The sequence below is a fragment of the Mucilaginibacter sp. A5337 genome, from assembly GCF_059690695.1.
In genome coordinates this window covers 609,340-631,710 of the sequence record NZ_JCAWEC010000004.1, presented here as the reverse complement: position 1 = coordinate 631,710, position 22,371 = coordinate 609,340, and the positions used below count along the sequence as shown (strand labels likewise).

Sequence of the window (22,371 nt, the reverse complement as noted above, 5' to 3'; positions counted from 1 at the left end):
ACGTAAAGATATTATTTCACCAACGCCGGATCGTACAGTTTGCTGTTGGCTTTTTGTAACAATTCAACAGGCATTTTAATCACCTTGCGGTCGTAGGTCATGAAGCCGTTCACTTCACCTTCCACATCTGTTGTTTGGGTGTATACCGCTGCCGAAAGACCAACTTTTATCAGCTCTTCCAACCTATCAGTAAAAGTTGAATACCTTTTAAACAAGTCGTCGCCGTTTTTAAAGTTTTGATAGCCCCAGTTTTTGTTTGCCTGCCAGGTATGGCCATCAACAGGCCAGCCGAGGCCACCAAACTCGCCTAATACAACGGCTTTGGTTTTGCCGAAGATCTCGGGACGCGGCATAGCCGGGTGCGGATAATTATGCAGATCGACAATGTTACCGGTATCGTAGAAGTTACCGCCGCTGGCACTGTTTACCAAACGCCATGGGTCTTTTTTCATTGTCCACTCAGTGACCTCTACAGTTTTAAACTGGCCCCAAGCCTCGTTAAACGGAGTCCATACAACGATACAAGGATAGTTATATAACGAATTGATAATAGCATTCCACTCTTTGCGGTAATAACCTTCAGATTCAGGGCTGCGTTGCTGATCGGTAGCGCGGTCAAGCACACCCGGACGGTTTTCCCAGTGGTTACCTAAATCGCCGCTTGGCATATCCTGCCACAGCAACATACCGGTTTTATCACAATATGCATAGTAACGAGCAGGTTCAACTTTGATGTGCTTACGGATCATGTTAAAGCCCATTTCCTTAAGCTTATCAATATCAAAGCTCATAGCCTCATAAGTTGGCGGGGTATATAAACCATCCGGCCACCAACCCTGATCAAGCGGGCCATATTGAAATACAAATTTGTTGTTCAGCAACATGCGCTGAATGCCGTTAGCATCAGCACCAAGCGAAATCTTACGCATGGCAAAGTAACTGCCTATCTCGTCAACCGCCTTGTTGTTGCGGATAACAGCAACTTTCAGGTCATACAAGAACGGATCGGTAGTTGACCATAAGTGCTGGTCTTTGATATCTAACACGGCGGTTTCACCGGCGTCAATTGTTTTTTCGGATACAAGGGTTTTGCCGTTCCAGGCGCTGATCTTCAGCTTATCGCCCGGCTGGCTATTGGAAACTTCGGCAGATACCGACAGTGTGTGATCGTCAATGTTGGGGGTTTGTTTGGTGGCTTCGATGTGCGTTTTAGCAACACCTTCCAGCCAAACAGTTTGCCAGATACCGGTAACCGGAGTATACCAGATACCTTCGGGCTTTTTTACTTGTTTACCACGCGGCTGCGGGCCATCATCTGTCGGGTCCCATACGCTTACAGTAATATCTTGTTTTGAACCGCCTTTTAAATAAGGGGTAATGTTAAATGTAAAAGGATCGAAGCCGCCTTCATGGATGCCGGCGCTTTTACCGTTTACAAATACTTCGGTACGCCAGTCAACCGCGCCAAAATGCAGCAGTACGTCTTTACCTTTTAATGTTCTATTTAAGCTGATACTTGTTTTATACCACAACATGCTATCCTTACCAACAGTTTTACCAACACCAGATAGTGCCGACTCAACCGCAAAAGGCACCAGGATCTTTCCCTCATATTTAGCTGGCCCTGTGATAGCCTTAGGAACTATGGCATAGTTCCATAAACCATTCAGGTTTTGCCAGTTGCCGCGTACCATTTGCGGGCGGGGATATTCGGGTAGAGGAGCCTTAGGGTCAACCTTTTCGGCCCATGGGGTGGTGATCTTGTCTTTTATCAGATGCCATTCGCCTTGCTGTGCATTGGCAGACAGATAGGTAGAAATGAAAAGGGACAGGCAAAGCGATAGTTTCTTCATCAGTTAAATGGAGTGTAAGGATATTATGTTAGTTAATGATGCAGGGATATAAAAATGGCCCCCACCGCAACGGCAGGGGCCGGTAAATTATTGTAGAGTTACTTTTGATACCGGTGAGAAGATTAAATCTTCAACTCCGGCAATCTTTAGACCTATACGTGCAAATACGTAATTTTGAGTAGGTACTATATTGGGTACATCAAAGCTAAGGCTAAGATTATTCATGCTTGTAATAGCCGAGCCTGCAATTGATGGCGGATCGCCATCGCCCAAACGGTAACCGCCCGACACAAACTGTGTTTTATTCACATATAGATAAACACGGTCGATATTTTTAGCATTGGCATCTGTAATTACTTTCTGCAAATCGAAAGTAGCTGTTACTTTTCTGCCGGTAGCTGTAAACTTGGCATTTTGTACCAGGTAATAAGGAGTTACCTCTATATCAACTGTTTGGCTGCCCTTTAAGTTTACGGTTAAACTATCACGGGTTCCGGCCGGCAATTCTTTCCACATAAATGGCCCCTGGTTTGCAGGGATAGTGAATTTGTAGGTGCCATCAAACAATAACTGCGCGTAGTTACCATCAGGATCAAAGGTTCCCTGTATGGCTGATTTTGTTGCAAAACCAGGCTGATATATTTGATAAGGGACAGCGTTATACTCAACGTTTATAGCTTCGCCTTTGTAAACCAACCTACCGCTCAGTCTCGATGTGGGCGCATCGTAATTGTCTTTCTTACAGCCCGAGGCAGCAAGAAAAAGCCCTATTAAAATATGATGAAACTTGATTTTCATAAACACTTTTCTTTAACTCTTATTGATTTGGTTGTTTAACAATTTTCGGGTTGGCTGCTATAACATCGTCACCGATGCGTGAATAGTAGTTACCCAACAGGAACCTGTTTGAACCTGTTACCGGCGAAGGTTTTGTTTCCTTAAATATCCACTTTCCGTTGTTAACATCACCCGGATTGTAGTATTTATATGGCCACAAGCCGAAAGGCTGTGTACTACGTTTAGTTGCTTTACCAATATTGGCAACCAGGTCAGCAACCGACATTGAGTTACCATCCCAAACGGCGTCAGCAATTCTCCAGCGTTTCATATCAAATAAAGTATGGCCTTCAAAAGCAAGTTCAACACGGCGCTCATGAACAATACGGTCAAAATAATTAGCTGCAGTAAGCACCAATGGGGTGGTAAGGCCAGCCCTTAAACGCACCTGGTTAATATAGTCTGAAGCTTCTGCATAATTGCCCAATTCAGCATCTGCTTCGGCGGCATTCAGCAATACTTCGGCATAACGATAACGAATAAAGTTAACATCACTGCCACGGCCACGACGACCAGAACCTACAGTTGGATCAAGGTATTTACGGATATAAAAACCGGTTTGAGTACGGAACTCAGCGCCGTTAACCGGGCCGTCTTTACCCACTACCTGTACCTTGCCCAAGCCCGGAACATCCTGTGTAATGGTAGCATCACTGCTTGATATAACAGTACCGTTACCTAATTGATAACCTGCATATACCTCGGTACGTTTACCTTTAAATAATCCGTTTGGCAATAGTACGGTACCAGCAAGCCTTGCATCACGGCCGGCAAACATATCTAACTGATCGGTATAGTAAATAGGGTTACCTGATCCATCTTTAGTTGCCATTGGGGCATAGGAATTGTCGAGCTTTTCAAACGCCTCAACCAGGTTAAGCGATGGGTTTAACCTTCCGGCATCCAAACCTTCGTCTGAAATTGAGAAAGGCTGATCGTTAGTGGTAAAACCATGTGTTTTACCGCCATTGGCTTTGAAATCCTCAACCCAGATTGACTCCGAGCTGCTTTTATCAAGGAACAAGTTGGCAAAGTTATCGCTTAAATCAGGTAATTGTTTGTAAAGCGAATAATTGCCAGCTGTGCCTGATATGATCTCTTTAGCGGCAGCAAGTGCTTTGGTGTAATAGCCGGTAGCAGCGCTTGCAGGGATACCTACCTCGCCACCAGGTAATGATACCTGAGGCGTTGTAGCACCATATTTGGCTATTGAAGCAGCATATAAAGCAGCCCTTGATTCCATAGCCAATACTGCGGCCGGAGTAGCCCTTGATTTTTCAGAAACGTTAACCGGTAATAAACCCTTTATTGCTTCAGCCTCGCTAATGATAAAGTCATAAACTTCTGATTCTTTTGCACGCGGGATCTGTAAAGCTTCAACGTTGCCCGAGAAATCATAATTAAGCGATTTGGTGATCAAAGGAACACCGCCCATTCTTTTTACCAGCTCAAAATAATACTGGGCACGTAAAAAACGGCCTTCGGCAATAAATTGATTTTTTTGCGCGTCGGTTAACTTGGTGGCGGCAGTAGCACGCTCAATAAATAAGTTCAAATCGCGAACATATTTATAATCCCAGGTACCCCATGAGCCAAAATCCCAGCCTGTACGCTGTACTATATAATAGCTTCCGTTTTCTGAAGGGAACGATTCACTAAAATCAGCAAATGATGCCCAGCCGTTATCCAGACCAGAAAAATCGTAAACACGGTTATATAAATCAGCAAGAATAGAAAGTACAAGGTTGGGGTCAGAGAATGCAACGTCTGAAGTTACCACCTGCTTGGGGGGTACATCCAAAAAGTCGCTGTCTTTTCTGCATGCTCCTGTAACTAACAGGAGTGCAAATGTTGATATTATGGTTGTTTTTTTCATTTGGTTTAAACTTGAGGGATCAATTAAAAGGTTAAATTAACACCAAAGTTGAGCACCTTGCTCTGTGGGAATTGTAACCCGTTATCATCCGTTGTTTCAGGGTCAACGCCAAATTGTTTCAGGTTATCAAACGAGAACATATTGTAAGCGTTAACATAAAAGCGCGCTCTCTTGATCTTCACTTTTGCAAGCAGCTGAGTAGGTAATGAGTAACCTAACTCCAGTGTACGCACCCTCAGGTATTTTACACTATGTAACCAGAAAGTTGAGTTACGGTCATAATCACTGTTGGTAGTACCCGGGTTAACCCTGTTTGCAGGATATTTACCAGGAATCCATGCGCTGTTGATATCAAACGGATCTGCACGGTGGTACCTGTCTTCAAATATGGTATTCAGGTTACCATTGTTTTGGAATGCCCAACGGGTTTCATAATTCTGGAACCAGGTGTAACCTGCACCGCCTGAAAAGTCAGCATGGAAATCAAAGCCATGGTATGCAGCTCCCAATGTTAAACCAAAGTTGATATTTGGCTGTTTGCCGTAACCATAACCGATAGGACGTGTATCGTAACTATCTATCTTACCGTCACCGTTCCAGTCTTTATACATTAAATCGCCCGGAAGCATTGTCCTGTTACCCTGACCGTCGTTGTTGATCTTATAATTGTTGATCTGTTCGATAGATGAAAACTGACCTATAACCGTGTAACCCCAGTCGATATTGGCATAACGGTTAATTGCCGAGCCAAAATATTGTTCAAGTGAGTTACCGAAATATTCGTTCCTGAATATTGATTTTTGACGCGAGTAAGAAATGTTACCGCCGATGTTATAACTTACTTTTCCAACCTTATCATTCCAGTTCAATGAAAACTCACCACCCGATTGTGAATCACTGCTTGAGTTTTCTGCAGGTAATGAATAACCCACTTCCAGTGGTAACACCAACTTAGATGGCGGACCAGCCAAACCTGTACGTTTACGGTAGAAATAATCAACAACACCACTTAACCTGTTGTTAAGCATGGTAAAGTCCATACCCACATCGGTCATTTTACTTTTTGACCATGAGATATTGGTTGTTACCAAACCTTTATCGGTTGAAGTAACGATAGCATTACCGTCAATAATTGCGGTGCCTGCGTTGTAATTATAACCTGGCAGGTAAGCATATGGAGTTACGATTGGGTTAGAGGCATTGTTAGGATCACGGTCATCACCCAATACACCGTATGAAGCACGGATCTTCAAATCATTCAGAATGCTGTTTTCTCCAAGTAATTTCTTCATGAAACCTTCCTGGGTAACACGCCAGCCAATAGATCCGCCCGGAAAGTAACCTACACGTTTATCAGGGGCAAATAAATAAGATGCATCACGCCTTCCTGAAAACTGGAAGTAATATTTGTTGTCGTAGTTGTAATCAAAACGACCGATATAACCTGTACGGGCTTCTTTATTATCGCTGTCCTGGTATTGATCGGCAGTTGGGAAGTAAATAAGCGGTAAATTATTTGATACCGGAGAAGCGTGGATCCAGTTACGTAAATGCTGTAACTCAATGCGCTCAGATACAAACGTCGCGCCGATGGTGTGTTTACCAAAAGTGTTATTGTAGTTGATTTGCCACTGATAAGTTTTAGCAAATTCCTTTTTCTGCTCACGTTCACGCCAAGGGTTAGTACTACCACCGGTTACATCATAAGTATCAGTTGCAGGGCGGTAAGTATATGCGTTATAGGTATACTCCTGGTTATTAAGCAGGTAATCAGCAATATAATATGAATACAATCCTTTTACCATCAAGCCTTTAATACCCGGAACCTGGTATTCGGCCCCAAAGTTGCTTTGCAAAACGCGCCAATCGCCGTGATATAATCCTGATAGCTTTTTATTAAGAAAAGCGTAGTTTGATTCGGTATGGCCAATATCATTCAGGTAGGCCGGATTGTCGTTAGCATAAGGGCGATCAAGCGGCGTATTCCTTAAAACAGCAAAACGGGCCAGGAAGTAATCGTCACCACCAGGTACACCCGGGTTTTCGCGGGTTTCGATACGGCCGTTAATGTCCATACTAACCTTTAAGCCGTTAGCTACTTTTAATGATATGTTTGACTGGATGTTTGAACGGTTAAAAAGATACTCTTTACCCAATTGAGAATTTTGGTGCAGGTTGGTCGCCGATACATAGTAATTCAATTTATCTGTACCACCGGTAAAGTTGATGTTAGCCGAATTTTGAGGAGCATTGTTATTAGCCTTCAAAACGTAATCGCGCCAGTTAAAGCTTTGGTAACCTTTTCCGGTTCCCGCTTTGTATTTGTCAAGATCGGCCTGGGTAATAGTTGTTGAACCGTTGCTGTTAACCTGCGCATCGGCCAAATAACGCATGTAATCATACGAATTGGTTAATACGTTAGGGAAACGATAAAAATTCTGGTAACCGGTGTAAGCATCAACATTGATCCTTGATTCGCCCGAACCTTTTTTGGTAGTTACCACAACAACACCGTTAGCAGCACGTACACCGTAAATAGCAGCAGATGCATCTTTCAGTACCGCAATACTTTCAACGTCATTTGGGGCAAGGTTATTAAACTGGCCTTCGTCCTGTTGGATCCCATCAATTACAAACAATGGCGACCCCATGTTACGGATCTGGATAGCGGCGCTTGCACCCGGCCTGCCTTCCGACTGCCTGAAGGTTACACCCGGGATTTTACCGGCAAGTGTGGTACTAACAGTTGAACCCGCGTGCACACGATCAATGTCCTTACTGGTTACGCTGGAGATAGCACCCGTGATGGAGGCTTTCTTTTGCGAGCCATAACCGGTAACCACAACCTCCTGTAAGGATGAGTTGGTTTCGCGAAGCCGAACCTTCAATGTTGTTCTGCCTTGCAGGGCAATCTCCTGTGTAACGTAACCGATGTAAGTGAATGTTAATGTACTGTTTGCTGCAGGTACATTAAGTGAAAAGTTACCCTGAGCATCTGTCGTTGTTCCACCTTGCGTGCCTTGCACCCTCACCGCTACACCTGTTAGTACCAGGCCGGTGGTGTCTGTCACGGTTCCTGTAACCTTAATTTTATTTTGTGCTGATGCACTAAACGAAAAAAGGAAACAGGTCATGATGAAAAAAGCGATTAGCATTACTTTTGGGCTCCACTTACTGGGCGGCCACTGCACATGGGGGTTTCCCTCATGCCTGAGTAGTAAAAATTTTCTCATAAATGATCTATTAATTGGTTAAGTTTTGATTTTAAAAATGTACAATTGACATATCTAAAATCATGTTGTAAAGAAAAAGGATTTTGGCCCCGGCGATTAACCAAATCATATCAATACTTAGTCAAAAAGTATCAATTTTCAGGAGGGTAAAAACGCTGCAACAGATTGGCTATATTTGCTTTAAGCTGATTATTTTGAAACCACTATATACATTTCTATTACTTTTTATAGTATCATGCGGCGTTTGTAATGCCCAAACCTACTACTTCAGGCATTACCAGGTTGAACATGGTTTGTCGCATAATACCGTTTACTGCAGCCTGCAGGATAAGCGTGGTTTTTTGTGGTTTGGCACCAAAGATGGGCTCAATCGCTTTGATGGCTATACATTTAAAACATTCAGGCATAACCCTGCCGATAAGAGCACATTATCCAACAACATGGTACATACCCTATGCCTTGATAAGGAGGGAACGCTTTGGATTGGTACAGATGAAGGGCTTGATAAGTATGATCCGCAATCAGAAACATTTGCACATATAAATACAGCTAACATTAATGGCGTACGCAGTATCACCTTTGATGAACACAATAACTGCTGGTTTATAGCAGGCGCATCATTAATAAGGTATGATACCAAAAACACTGAAAAAATTGACTACTGGCCCTGGCAGCACTTTGAGGCAACATCTGTAGTTATTATTAATGGTACCGTGTGGGTGTCTGCTTCATCGGGCGTTATGGAAAAGCTGGACCAGGCAAGCCGTACTTTTACTGCTTACAGTCTGTTTAAACCAACTGATAAGGTTACCTCAAAGTTTATTGAGAAGATCTATTATGCCGGGAACAACAAAATATTTGTAGCTACCAACAGCCACGGTTTTAAGGAGTTTGATGCCGAAACCGGCGCATATGTTGACCTGCTTAACTACAATCCGGATAAAACAGCAATTTACGTACGCGATTTTTTAAAATACAGCGATAGCGAATACTGGATAGCAACAGAATCGGGCGTGTTCATTTATGATTCGGTAAAAGGGACATTCCTGAATCTTCGAAAGCATTTCAATGATCCTTATTCTATATCAGATAATGCGGTTTATTGCCTTTACAAGGATTCGGAAGGCGGGGTTTGGGTAGGCACTTACTTTGGCGGCCTCAATTATTACCCTAAACAATATTCAACCTTCAACAAATTTTACCCCGATACGGAGCCAAATTCGCTGAAAGGGAATGTGGTGCGCGAAATTAATAAAGATATCTACGGCAACCTGTGGATGGGCACCGAAGATAATGGCCTTAACAAATTAGCACCTGATAAACATACCTGGACCCATTACTCACCCGGCGGGCGCGCCAGCATCTCCAATACCAACATCCACGGCATATTACCTGTAGCCAATGAATTGCTTGTTGGTACATTTGAACGCGGCCTTGATGTTTTGAACATAAAAACCGGCATGGTTGAACGTGTTTTCCTGGCCGGTAGCCGTAATAGCGATCTTAAAAGCAACTTTATAATTTGCTTTTGTAAAACCCGTAACGGTCAAATCTTTATTGGCACAACCCGCGGCATGTACAAATACAATTTAGCAAGTAGGGATTTTACCCTGATAGATAAATTACCGCCTTATGATTTCATTTACGCCATGACCGAAGATCATGACGGTAAAATATGGGTTGGTACCGTGCGCGACGGTATTTACTGTTACAATCCGGCAGGCAATACAAGTACCAAATTAAACTACCGGTACCCGGTTAAAAACGTACTTAACACCACCACGGTAAATGGTGTTTTTGAGGATAGCAACCACAAATTATGGTTTGCCACCGAAGGTTTGGGATTATGGAAATATGACCCGGAAGCTGATAGTTATAAGTTTTATGACAGCAATAAAGGCTTTCCGAGTAATTATATTTTCAGAGTGGAAGAAGATAGCCGAAAAAACCTATGGATCAGCACTACCCGCGGCCTGGTTTGTTTTAACCCGGCTACAGAGGCCATAAAAATTTATACCAAGGCAAATGGTTTGTTAAGCGACCAGTTTAATTATAACTCATCTTTTAAAGATGCCGATGGTACCATGTATTTTGGCTGCGTACGCGGCATGGTTAGTTTTAACCCTGCAAGTTTTAAGGAAAATCATTTTGTAGCACCGGTTTATATCACAGGTTTCCAGGTACACAATAAGGAGATTTCGGTTAACGGAGCCGATTCCATCTTAAAACAATCCCTCATCAGCACAAAAAAAATCGACCTTAATTATAACCAGTCGTCATTTAGTATTGATTTTGCTGCATTGAGTTTCCCATCTCCCGAAATGACCCAATATAAATACACCATGAAAGGGCTGGACAAAGGGTGGACCGAACTTAAACACAACCGTAAGGTTTATTTTACCCAGCTTCAGCCAGGTCATTACACTTTTGTAGTAAAAGCGGCAAACAACAACGGCACCTGGAACCAAAAGGAAACAACGCTTGAAATTAATATAGCACCACCGTTTTGGGAAAGCGTTTGGGCCTACATTGCTTACAGCGTGATATTTTTGCTAACCGGCTATTACCTGCTCAGGAGCTATCACCGTAAAACCCGCGAAAAAAACAAACGCATTATCGAAACCCTTGAAAATGATAAGGAAAAGCAAATCTATAATGCCAAAATTGAATTTTTCACCAATGTAGCCCACGAAATCCGTACACCGTTAACCCTTATTAAAGGGCCGATGGAGAAAGTGATCAGGAAGGCCGAGCATGTTCCGGAGATTCAGAACAACCTGAAAATCATGGAAAAAAACACCAACCGGCTGCTCGACCTTACCAATCAGCTGCTTGATTTTCGAAAAACCGAAACCAATGGTTTTAGTCTCAGTTTTGTTAAAACCGATATCATTGACCTGCTTGCCGACACTTTTTTACGGTTTAAACCGATGGCCGAGCAAAAGAGCCTCAGTTATACCTTCATACACCCGGTTAAAACTGTTTATGCCTATGTGGATATTGAGGCATTCACAAAAATTATAAGTAACCTTATTAATAATGCCATCAAATATAGCAGTGCTGTTGTTGAGGTTGAAATGATTGATCACCCTGCCAATGATCCAACTTTCTCCATTGAAATAAGGAATAACGGGAATTTGATCCCTTACGAAATGCGTGAAAAAATCTTTGAGCCCTTCTTCAGGATGAAAGAATCGGAAAAACAAATTGGTACCGGAATAGGGCTTTCTTTATCACGTTCGCTGGCCGAATTGCATAAGGGTTTATTGGTGTTGAATAAATCTATTAACGATTTTAATATATTTAACCTTACTTTGCCTGTTCACCAGGAAAAAGAATTCGACCTGCATATTACCCCCGATGAATATGAACAGGCAGACCTAAGTAACAGAGAGGAGAATATTGACTTTATGAAACCAGTTATACTTTTAGTGGATGATAATCCCGAAATACTTGATTTTATTTCGGATGATCTGAGCGACAAATATTCGGTTATTAAAGCTCTTAACGGACAAGAAGCGCTGGATATGATAGCCATAGAGAACATCCAGCTTATTATAAGCGATGTCATGATGCCCGGAATAGATGGGTTTGAACTGTGCAAAACCATCAAAACCAATTTCGATTACAGCCATATCCCAATCATACTGCTCACCGCTAAAAATACCCTGCAAAGTAAAATTGAAGGCCTGGAAGTTGGCGCCGATGCTTATATCGAAAAACCGTTTTCGCCCGAGCATTTGCAGGTGCAGATAGCCAATCTGCTCATCAACCGCAATAAAATAAGGGAGCATTTTGCAAGTTCGCCGCTTGCGCATATCAAGTCGATGGCCTACTCAAAACCCGATGAAAGCTTTTTGGATAAGCTGAACGGCGTTATCTACAAAAACATCCAAAATGCCGAGCTTGATGTAGAGCAGATAGCCAACCTCATGAATATGAGTAAACCAACATTGTACCGTAAAGTTAAGGCTATCTCCAACCTTACCATTAACGAGCTTATTAACATCACCCGTCTTAAAGCCGCCGCACAATTACTGGAAGAAGGCGATTATAAAATTTATGAAGTGGCAAATATGGTAGGCTACAGTTCACAATCTCACCTTGGCCGCAATTTCCTGAAACAGTTTGGCACTACGCCAACTGAGTATCAGGCTGCTAAACGGAGTAAGGTGAAGCAGGTTTAATCAGATCAAGCTTGACTTCAGGTTTATTTGGGCTAAAGCCACTTTTTAGTTTTATAAGCTCCGTTGGTTAAAACCAACGGCAATGAAGCCTTTAATTCGTTCCATGTAGGTTCATCTTCAAAATTAAGCAAAGACACTTGAGCATATGCCACGTTATTTCATTGACGTTGGCTTTAGCCAACGGTTAAAGGCACATGTAAACGGGCTTTAGCCCAACTATTCGCGCGATAATGAGCTACTCTTCAAATCAATGCCTTGTATGCAATTTAGTTAAAGCAAACTGCCCTATCCTGTCACCTTCATCAACGCCATTAGTGATGGATGGCATGTAATGAATACCGCCATAAAACCTGCTGATTGCGGCTTCTTCGGCTGCGGCTTTAAATGATTTAAAGTGACGGGCGGGGATGGAAAACTCCATTTCCGTGGAGTCGATGAACGAAAATTCCTCACCAAATAATTTACCTAATACAGCAGCAGATGCCGTTGAAACCACACTATGCCCGCTGGTATATTCCGGAAAAGGCGGCGTTTGAAGCAATGGCATCCAACTTTGATCGATATACTGATTGATATACGTTTCGGGCCTGATTACTTTGCTGCGGTATTTTTCGTCCCAGCAATTTATAAAACTATCGGCAATAACCACGGCAATACTGGCATAAGCTTCGGCGCTTTTCACGTAATCAGCCTTAGCCTTACGGCAGGCCAGCGCGGTAATATTAATCCAATGTCCTCCTGGTGAGATCTTTTTGGTAGCAAACATGGTATGCCCGTTGATATTTACTTTAAAAGGATTATCGTCCCAAAAAGTGGCAATGGTGGCCTCGTCATCGGTGAGGTGCTTTCCTGTATCGTATACCTCCATAGCCAGTTTATAAAAATTACTGCCGGGAATATTACTGAAAGTAAATGGGTGGGCCGGTTTAAATTGCTGCGCCGAGTCAAGCAAAAACGGACGAATCTCATTCCAATGAGGTTCAATACCTTTCATATAAGCCGGCGGGGTAGGTTTCCAGCTGGCATCATCGGTTTGCACATCATATTTTGATAGTGAGCGGGTATGCTTATAGTTATCCTTGCTTGCCCACTTAATGATCCTGTCGGCAATAAGCTTGCCGTATTCAATCGAGTTATTGTATACGCTATCGGGCATGCCGGTTTCTTTAAACTCCTGCATCAGCTTCTCATGAAAACCTTCTATCCTCCCCTCGCTCATGATCAGGATTTTGCCAACCGTTAAAATGGCATGTGATGCAGATAGTGTAAAACAATATTTTTTACCGGCGATGGGCTTAGGTACAGAATCCAGCCCCTTCAGTTGTCCTTCAAGCGACTGGTAATGGCTATCGCCATTGCGTGCAGCCTCATATGCCGCCACGCTGATATAAGCATAAATACGACTGGCAACCGGCGGCGAATAAATATCATGCCGCACCACATCGGTAACATCTTTTATCGACCTGTGAATAAATTCAGGGTTCCCGGCAGGCTTTTCCCAGCTTTTTTTTCCGCATGATGAGCAGGTTATGATAACAATAAAGGCAAAATATAATCTCTTCATCATGATGGAACAAAAAGGCTTGATCAGTTTAATTGGCTTACTCCCCAATAAGGGTTCAGACCAAAGCTAACAGTTAATAAATATTTAACTATGAGCCGATAGTAAATAACTAACTTTTGATACAATTTGCAGAATCAGGAATTGTAAAATCCTTTTACTTTACAGTGGCTTATTGCATTATAACCAATAAGTTAAAGCTTAACCAAAGCATAAACCATCAATCAATTATTAACCATATCTGCATGATAAAAAGTTTACCCAAAGCGTTTAAACTATCTACCTTATTGTTATTATTTTTAGGTGTTGGCTGTTCAAAAAAATCATCGGGACCAACGCTCTTTAAACTGCTTGATGCATCGCAAACCGGCATCGATTTCAAGAATACCATTACCGAAAGCGACAGCATCAATATCCTCAATCATCCGTATTTGTACAATGGAGCCGGCGTTGGCATAGGCGATTTTAATCATGATGGCCTGCCCGATATTTACTTTGCAGGCAACATGGTTTCCAATAAATTATACATCAATAAAGGCTCTCTTACCTTTAAAGATGTGACCAATGCGGCCGGCGTAGCCGGTAATGGCGACTGGTATGCGGGTGTATCTGTGGTGGATATCAACAACGATGGCTGGCCGGATATTTATGTTTGCTCATCATTCAAAAGCGATCCAAACCATCGTAAAAACCTGTTATACATTAACCAGGGGGCCAATAAAGACGGGATACCGACTTTCAAAGAGTCTGCCGCGGCTTATGGCCTGCAGGATACCGGTTACAGTACACAGGCTGTATTTTTTGATTATGACCATGACGGCGACCTTGACATGTACCTGCTCACCAACTTCCTGGGCAAAGAAACCCCGGTAGCATATCGCCCTAAATTAACCGACGGCAGTGCGCAGAACAATGACCGCCTATATCGTAACAATGGCAATGGCACATTTACCAACGTAACCAAAGAAGCCGGCATTTTGATAGAAGGCTTTGGCAATTCCGTTTCTATTTGTGATGTAAATAACGATGGCTGGCCGGATGTGTATGTTGGCAACGACTTTATATCAAATGACTTGCTGTGGGTAAACAATAAAAACGGAGCATTTACTAATCGTGCAGGCGAATATTTTAAACATACAGGCTGGTCAGTAATGGGTTCGGACATGGTTGATATCAACAACGACGGCAAGGCCGACCTGGTATCGCTGGAGATGCTTCCAGAAGAGAATGTCCGTAAAAAAACCATGCTGGTAGGCGATAATTACATTACCTATATCAACAATAAAAAATTCAATTACGAGCATCAGTATATTCGCAACGTGCTACAGCTTAACCAAGGCCAAACGCCTGCCGGACACCCTCAGTTTAGTGAAATTGCCTACCAGGCCGGTGTTTATCAAACCGACTGGAGCTGGACACCATTGGTAGCCGATTTTGACAACGATGGCTACCGCGATATGATGATCACCAATGGTTATCCCCGCGATGTAACGGACCTTGACCATGCCTTGTACAGTAACGACCAGGGGCGTACCGTTAAGGAGAACACTACATTGGCTGCAGCCGATTCTTTCCCCGTTGTAAAAACACCAAGCTATGCTTTCAGAAATGCAGGAGGTTATTTGTTTAAAGATCAATCGAAGGATTGGGGTATTGTAAAACCCACTTTTTCAACCGGCGGTGTTTATGCCGATCTGGATAATGACGGCGACCTGGACCTTGTGATCAATAATATTGACGATGATGCTTTCGTTTACGAAAATACTGCCAACAGCAAAACACAAGTAGCTAAAGACCATAATTACCTAACTGTTACCCTCCAGGGCGATAGCAAAAACATTGGCGGATTTGGTGCTACCATCCGCATTTATTACAAAGGCAATCAGCAATTTTATGACCAGCAGCCCTGTCGCGGCTATATGAGTACAGATGATGCCCGCGGACATTTTGGCATCGGCTCATCAACTACTGTCGACTCGTTACGGGTACGCTGGCCCGATGGCAAAACCCAGTTGCTTACTAATGTTAAGGCCAATCAAACACTTGCATTGCAGTACAAAAACGCCTCAGGTTATTTCCCGCCTGATGTTTCCGGTAAAATCCTTCCTGTGTTTCAGGAAGCCAATAATTCAACCGGTATAAAATATGTTCACCAGGAAAAAGATGCCATTGACTATAACATCCAGCCTACCCTACCGCATAAGCTAAGCCAGTACGGGCCTGCTATTGCTGTTGGCGATGTAGACGGCAATGGCTATGATGACCTTTTTGTAGGAGGAGCTTCGGGTAATAAAGGCGTATTTTTTATGCAGGATGCCACCGGCCATTTCACTTTGGACAACAACCGTTTCCTGGCCGAAGAAATTAAAGACGAGGAAGACATGGGCGCCCTGCTTTTTGATGCCAACGGCGATGGCTTCCCGGATCTGTACATAGCAAGTGGCAGCTACGAATTTCAGAAAGGACATACCACCGCGCAGGACAGGCTTTACATCAACGACAAAAAAGGTCATTTTACCCGAGATATTGCATCTGTACCCGTAGAATATGATAACGGCTCGTGTGTTCGCGCTGCTGATTTTGACAGTGACGGAGACCTTGACCTTTTTGTGGGTTCAAGATCAGTTTCGGGTGCTTATCCTTCATCGCCGGTTAGTCATTTACTCATGAACGATGGTGGTAAATTTACTGATGTTACCAGCCAGCTTTGCCCCGACCTGATTCATGGCGGCATGATCACCGACGCGTTATGGTCGGATTTTGATAAAGATGGTAAAACTGATTTGGTAGTAGTAGGCGAATGGATGCCGGTTACCTTCTACAAAAACAACGGCCATGGTTTCAGTAAAATCAAATCGGGCATCGATGACCATATAGGCTGGTGGAATAGTATCGTTGCCGGCGATTTTAACAACGATGGCAATATCGATTATGTAGCCGGTAACCTCGGTCAAAACTCCAACTACAAAGCATCCTTTGAGCAGCCCATGACCATTATGGGTAAAGACCTTGATGGTAACGGCTCATTCGACTCCATGATATTTTGCTACATGAAGGATGAGGACGGCTCCCAAAAACCCTTCCCGATGCATACCCGCGATGACCTGATCAGCCAGTTGATCTCTATCCGCAAAAAGTATCCAAGCTATCGTGGCTTTGGACACGCTACCATGAACGACTTATGGGCTGAAAAAGATAAAGAAGGTGCTGTTATCCTGAAAGCAACCGATATGAATACCAGCCTTATCACCGGCAAAGGCACTGGTACTTTTAGTATCAGTGCACTACCGCAGGATGCCCAGATGGCGCCGGTTTACGGGATGATAACCAAAGACGTTGACCATGACGGTAACCTTGACCTGGTAATGGTAGGCAACGATTTTGGTATGGAACCGTTTACCGGCAGGCATGACGCTTTTATGGGTTTATATATGAAAGGAAACGGCAAAGGTGGTTTTGCCGGTTTATCGATAGCCAACAGCGGTATTTATGTTGCGGGCGATGGAAAAGCTTTGGCAAATATCCAATCGGCCAAAGGCGATTTGTTGGTAGCAACCCAAAATCAGGATAGTGTTAAAGTGTTCCGCAATGCCGGCGTAGCTCCGGGCAAGCGTTATATCAAGCTTAAACCTGATGATTTTTATGCTGATATTACGCTTAAAAACGGCGGCAAAAAGCATGTTGAGTTTTATTACGGATCAACTTATTTGTCGCAATCATCGAGGGTATTGGAGTTGGATGGCAATGCAGGTGATGTGACGATAACCAGTTATAACGGCAGGAAAAGGAAGGGATAAATATTCTTTTTTAAGACTTACGAAGTTTTGAAAACTTCGTAAGTCTGGATTCTGCAACTTGTTTTATAGTATTTCCGCCGCCGTTCGGCTCCAGCCGAGTGGCAGCTATTTCCAGGCCTCTGGCCTGCTATTCCGGATTCAGCGGCCAGAGGCCGCTTGATAGTTACCACTCGGCTGGAGCCGAGTAGTGGCATAGGGGTTAAACAAAAACGCCCGGGCAAATGCCCAGGCGTTTTTCATAATATCAAAACCAATATTACGGTTTCGTTTTGCTCATTGCAGAAATACCTGCATCAATATACTGACCACCCTGAATCTGATTACAATGGATAGCAATCACGTTTTTACCGTTAAGGCTTATAGCCTCTTTGCTTTCCTTAGTCATCTGAATGATAGCATAGCCTGATGTATAACCTTCTTTTACGGCAGCCTTAACACCATTAATGTAAACTTCGCAGGCATCATCATGATGTAATGACAGTACCAGGTCGTTTTTATTTACGCCAGATGCATTGAGTGTGAACTCCTGCCTGATCCAGATATCCTTACCATCCCAAACAGTTTTTACCACTGCTCCAGGAGTATTGGCAGTACCAAAACCGGCTTCACCCGATTTCCACGTGTTGTCGTCAAACTTTTCACCAAACCAGCCATCAGCGGGTTTATCAAAAGTATATTTCCAGGTACGTGCTTTTTCTTTTGATGATGGCAACACTTCGCGGATATACTCTTCATCATGAATAATTTTATCATTTGATGCTTTGATGGTTGCAACCGGGCCTTTTACAATTTCCCTGTCGTAAGTAAGCAAGCCGTTCAGCTCAACTTCCACATCGGTAGTTTCGGTGTATACCGCAGCGCTTAAGCCTTCGTTGGTTTTGTAGATCACAAGATCGTTGGCAAATTCATCATACAGGTTGGTATAAGCTTTTTGATTATCCATCATGATGTACGTCGGGCCGGTTTTCCAAACGTGACCGGGAATAATGTAACCTATCCCGCCATATTCGCCGCAGGCCAATACCTGTGTTTTGCTCGAAGGGGCTGCAGGCGGCGGATAGCTGTGGATATCCAGAAAATCGCCCACGCCAAAATGATTGCCACCACTGGCCTGGTTGATTAAGCGCGAATTATCCAGTTTGCGTACCAGGTTAACTAACCCCGGTGTATTATGCTGGCCTTGTGCCTCGTTAAATACTACCCACGTTACAATTGAAGGTGAGTTCCAGTGGGTTTTAACCATACGGGTAAGTTCTGAAGCATAGGCAGTTGTATCTACCGGAGGCGTATGCTCGGTATATGAATTAGCCGAAGGCATGTCCTGCCAAATCATCAGGCCCAGTTTATCGGCCCAGTAGTACCAGCGGTATGGCTCAACCTTAATGTGCTTGCGCACCATATTGTAACCAAAGTTTTTGATCATTTGCAGATCATTCTTGATAGCGGCATCTGTTGGAGCGGTGTAGATCCCATCCGGCCAAAAACCCTGGTCAAGCGGACCAATCTGGAACAGAAATTTATTATTCAGGAACAGTTTTTTATAACCATCCTGCTCTCCTATCGAAATCTTGCGCATACCTGCATAGCTGCCCACAGCGTCAACCTTTTTACCGCCTTTTTCAAGCGTAATGTCCAGGTCATACAAAAACGGTGAATCCGGTGACCATAATTTGGCATTAGGAACTGGTACAGTAAACTCCGAATTAGGTTTGCCCGAAGCAGTGCTAACAACCTTGCTACCGTCTTTTACTTTTACATTAACCGTGTAACCAGCAGCAGTCGCAGCATCTACATTTAGCTTTATTACCGATTGATCAATATCCGGCGTGATCCTGATATCGCTGATATTTACAGCAGGAACCGGCTCTAACCAAACAGTTTGCCAGATCCCTGTAGTTGAAGTATACATAATTCCCTGTGGGTGCAGTGTTTGTTTGCCACGCGGAAAACCGCCATCGTCCGTCGGGTCATAAACACGCACGGTGATCTCTTGTTCACCTGCACCTTTAATAGCTGATGTAATATCATAGCTGAACGGATCATAGCCACCTGTATGTTTACCAAAGCTTTTGCCGTTAACAAACACTTCGCTTTCATAATCAACTGCACCAAAATGCAGCAAGACATGCTCACCCTTCCACGAAGCAGGGACTGTAAATTTACGGCGGTACCAGATCCTGTCGTGTTGTTCCATTACGCCCGACAAGGCCGATTCAACCGGGAAAGGCACAAGGATAGTTTTAGATAACTTGCCTTGAGGTACAGCCTCGCCGGCGGTTCCGGGCTGATACTGCCACAGGCCGTTTAGGTTCAGCCATTTTTCGCGCGCCAGCTGCGGACGGGGATACTCAGGCAACACATTTTTCGGGTCGACATCTTTTGCAAAGCGCGTCATTAAAACGGCTTTTTTGGGCTGCCATTCCTGCGCATGTGCAAAGTATGGAAGCGCGGCAGCAGCAATGATAATAAACTTTTTAATGTTCATAATTGTAGGTTATAAAGCCGGTCAAACAGTTCCGACAAACCGTTTAAACCGGCCGTACAGGCTTTTGAATTAATTATTTCGCACTAAAAGTATAGGATAAATTGAACCAATTTTAACGTTTGGTTACGTTTGATTGGTTTTGAAGAAAAGTTGATACGATTTGTTGCAGGTAACAGTCCGGAAAATAAGAAGCAGGAAAGGATAATCCTTTCCTGCTTCTTATTTTATAATATTTCTTATTGCAGAGCCGCATAATTTCGTCTCCCATCAGGGCAAACGCACTTCCCTGATTGATCTGTAGACCGGAGACGAAATTATGCGCGCCTCTACAATAAAATCACTTTGCCGGTTTCACACCCTCGCTGGTCATGATCACCCGTTTGATACTGCCGTCTTTATTATAATATAAATAATCGATGCAAACCGAACGGTGAAAACTACCCGCATCCGGTACAAGCGCGCCGTTATGATATATAAAATACCATTTGCCTTTAAACTCAATGATAGCCTGGTGATTGGTGTTCGAATTTCCTGCTATTTCATTAATGATCCCCTTATATTCCCACGGACCATTGATACTTCTGCTCATAGCGTAGGCTATTTTTTCAGGAAATTCATAGGCATATGAAAGGTAGTACCAGCCATTACGCTCATGGATCCATGGTGCTTCGGTATAATGGGGCAGGGTGATGGTTTTAATCTCGCCGTCAAGTTCGGTCATGTTGCTTTTCAATTTAGCGTAATAGCAAATGCCATTGCCCCAAAACAGGTAAGCTTGCCCGTCTTTGTCAATCATAACCGTCGGATCGATATCATCCCAGGAATGTTTTACGGCTTTGGTCATGTCATTAGTAACCAAAGCGCTGCCCCGGGCATCTTTAAACGGCCCCAGCGGACTATCAGACACCGCTACCCCTATAGCTTTACCATGAATAGTACCATGCTCAACAGCCACATACCAGTAAAACTTGCCATTCCGTTCAATCACCTGCGATGCCCATGCATCATCTTTAGCCCATTTAAACTCCTTAACATTCATAGGCGAAGGATGCTCTGTCCAGTTCACCATATCGGTTGTAGTAAAGCATGTCCAGTCGTGCATGGTATAACCGTTATGACCGGGAGCGGCTTCATCATGACCTGTGTACAGATAAACTTTATCCTTATAAACCATAGCCGCCGGATCGGCGGTGTACTTGTGCCTGATGATGGGGTTACCATCGGCGTGGAAAGTGGTATCGCGGGGAGTAGCTTTAACTGAGGCTAAACTGCCGACAGTTATGGCTAACACGATTATTTTTTTCGATATTCTCATAATGTCCTTTGTTCAAGCGTCCACGCTTGAATAATATAAAATGTGAGCGTCTACGCTCACGTTATTAGTTATTTCAGGTGCGTAAGCGTGGACGCTTAAACCTGTGAAATAAAAACCATGTCATTGCGAGCGATAGCGTGGCAACCGCACATATGCAAATCCGCTCTGTAAAGCATGCGATTGCTTCGTCGTTCCTCCTCGCAATGACATTTTTTAAGCCACTTACTTCGCTACCACCGGCCATCCATCAACCCAATCCAGTTTCTCAACTCGCAATTTTGAAATCCCCCTATCCGCCGCATCATAGCCATGGAAGATGATATAATCAATCCCCTCAAAAGTACTTACCCCGTTATGGCCAACACCGTACCAGTTAGCATCACCGGCCAGCAGGATACTGCCGCCGCCTTTGTTCATGGCAATGCCGTCTTTATCCAGATAAGGCCCTTTCAATTTTTCCGAGCGGCCGATGATCATTTTATAAGTACTTTTTGGCCCCTTGCAGCAATAATCTATCGAGGCAAACAGGTAAAAATATTTATCGTGTTTAAAAATAAACGGCGCTTCAATAGCATTACCGCCCGCATCAACCGGGTTACCATCAACAGCAGGAAGATTTTCAGAACTGACTTTTCTACGGGTAGCAATGGTTGGGATCTTATCAAAATCCTCTCCAACGCTTAGCCTGTCTTTATTCAGCTTCACCAATTTCAGGCCATCCCAAAACGATCCGAAAACCAAATAAGGCGTACCATCTTTATCCGTAATTAAATTAGGGTCGATAGCATTCCAGTTGGTTTTGCCGGGGATAGATTGGATTACTTTACCATGATCAATCCATTTATATGCCGGATCATCGGTATGCAGCGTTGTATTAGTTGCCACACCAATGGCCGAAGTATTTTTGCCAAAGGCCGATACCGAGTAAAACAGGTAGTAAGTGCCTTTATAAAACGAAATATCCGGTGCCCAGATGTGTCCTTTAAAACCGGGGATAGCGTCAACTGCCCATTGAGGAGGTGCAGCAAATACCGGTTTCTCGACCTTCCAGTGCACCCTATCGTTCGACGACCACATGGCTATGCCATTACCCGTACAGAAAATGTAGTACGTACTATCCTGCCGGGTCATTACCGGGTCGTGCACCGATATATCAGTCCTTAGTTCCTGGGCATTACTCATAATGCCCGGGAACAATAAGGATATGATCAGTAGGAGCTTTTTCAA

10 protein-coding genes are annotated in these 22,371 nt (G+C 43.6%); 2 read left to right on the top strand and 8 right to left on the bottom strand.

Going from position 1 to position 22,371, the window contains the following annotated elements; all coding sequences use genetic code 11:
• Positions 1-11: 11 nt before the first annotated feature.
• From AC59JO_RS16685 to AC59JO_RS16670, 4 genes are all read right to left on the bottom strand, one after another.
• Positions 12-1,853: a glycoside hydrolase family 2 protein gene (locus AC59JO_RS16685; RefSeq protein ID WP_497306582.1), complete on the bottom strand. Its 1,842-nt coding sequence runs from the start codon at positions 1,851-1,853 to the stop codon at positions 12-14.
• Positions 1,854-1,940: 87 nt separating this feature from the next.
• A complete protein-coding gene (locus AC59JO_RS16680) occupies positions 1,941-2,651 on the bottom strand; it encodes a DUF3823 domain-containing protein (protein ID WP_497306580.1) in 711 nt (236 codons plus the stop codon).
• A gap of 19 nt (positions 2,652-2,670) precedes the next feature.
• The gene (locus AC59JO_RS16675) at positions 2,671-4,566 is read right to left on the bottom strand and encodes a RagB/SusD family nutrient uptake outer membrane protein (protein ID WP_497306578.1); all 1,896 of its coding nucleotides are present in this window, start codon (positions 4,564-4,566) and stop codon (positions 2,671-2,673) included.
• A 23-nt stretch (positions 4,567-4,589) separates the two neighbouring features.
• The gene (locus tag AC59JO_RS16670) at positions 4,590-7,700 is read right to left on the bottom strand and encodes a SusC/RagA family TonB-linked outer membrane protein (RefSeq protein ID WP_497306576.1); all 3,111 of its coding nucleotides are present in this window, start codon (positions 7,698-7,700) and stop codon (positions 4,590-4,592) included.
• Between the two features lie 293 nt (positions 7,701-7,993).
• On the opposite strand from AC59JO_RS16670, the gene AC59JO_RS16665 reads away from it, so the two are divergent.
• Positions 7,994-11,986: a hybrid sensor histidine kinase/response regulator transcription factor gene (locus AC59JO_RS16665; protein WP_497306574.1), complete on the top strand. Its 3,993-nt coding sequence runs from the start codon at positions 7,994-7,996 to the stop codon at positions 11,984-11,986.
• Positions 11,987-12,233: 247 nt separating this feature from the next.
• Here the strand turns inward: AC59JO_RS16665 and AC59JO_RS16660 are convergent, their stop codons facing one another.
• Positions 12,234-13,550, bottom strand: a complete 1,317-nt coding sequence (locus tag AC59JO_RS16660) for a vanadium-dependent haloperoxidase (protein WP_497306572.1) — start codon at positions 13,548-13,550, stop codon at positions 12,234-12,236.
• Positions 13,551-13,792: 242 nt separating this feature from the next.
• Between AC59JO_RS16660 and AC59JO_RS16655 the strand changes: the two genes are divergently transcribed.
• A complete protein-coding gene (locus tag AC59JO_RS16655) occupies positions 13,793-17,344 on the top strand; it encodes a VCBS repeat-containing protein (RefSeq protein WP_497306570.1) in 3,552 nt (1,183 codons plus the stop codon).
• A gap of 256 nt (positions 17,345-17,600) precedes the next feature.
• Here AC59JO_RS16655 and AC59JO_RS16650 read toward each other — a convergent pair whose 3' ends face one another.
• The 3 genes from AC59JO_RS16650 to AC59JO_RS16640 form a co-directional block, all read right to left on the bottom strand.
• Positions 17,601-19,829, bottom strand: coding sequence for a glycoside hydrolase family 2 protein (locus tag AC59JO_RS16650; protein ID WP_497306568.1), 2,229 nt, complete (start codon positions 19,827-19,829; stop codon positions 17,601-17,603).
• Positions 19,830-20,166: 337 nt separating this feature from the next.
• Complete coding sequence (locus AC59JO_RS16645) at positions 20,167-21,144, bottom strand: glycoside hydrolase family 43 protein (RefSeq protein WP_413669625.1); 978 nt, start codon at positions 21,142-21,144, stop codon at positions 20,167-20,169.
• 222 nt (positions 21,145-21,366) lie between these two features.
• Entirely contained in the window at positions 21,367-22,371 is a 1,005-nt protein-coding gene (locus AC59JO_RS16640) for a family 43 glycosylhydrolase (RefSeq protein ID WP_413669626.1), read from the bottom strand.

Bases quoted from the DNA above. Each gene is read 5' to 3' on its own strand.
- AC59JO_RS16685 (WP_497306582.1), bottom strand. From the start codon at position 1,853: ATGAAGAAACTATCGCTTTGCCTGTCCCTTTTCATTTCTACCTATCTG.
- AC59JO_RS16680 (WP_497306580.1), bottom strand. From the start codon at position 2,651: ATGAAAATCAAGTTTCATCATATTTTAATAGGGCTTTTTCTTGCTGCC.
- AC59JO_RS16675 (WP_497306578.1), bottom strand. From the start codon at position 4,566: ATGAAAAAAACAACCATAATATCAACATTTGCACTCCTGTTAGTTACA.
- AC59JO_RS16670 (WP_497306576.1), bottom strand. From the start codon at position 7,700: ATGACCTGTTTCCTTTTTTCGTTTAGTGCATCAGCACAAAATAAAATT.
- AC59JO_RS16660 (WP_497306572.1), bottom strand. From the start codon at position 13,550: ATGAAGAGATTATATTTTGCCTTTATTGTTATCATAACCTGCTCATCA.
- AC59JO_RS16655 (WP_497306570.1), top strand. From the start codon at position 13,793: ATGATAAAAAGTTTACCCAAAGCGTTTAAACTATCTACCTTATTGTTA.
- AC59JO_RS16650 (WP_497306568.1), bottom strand. From the start codon at position 19,829: ATGAACATTAAAAAGTTTATTATCATTGCTGCTGCCGCGCTTCCATAC.
- AC59JO_RS16645 (WP_413669625.1), bottom strand. From the start codon at position 21,144: ATGAGAATATCGAAAAAAATAATCGTGTTAGCCATAACTGTCGGCAGT.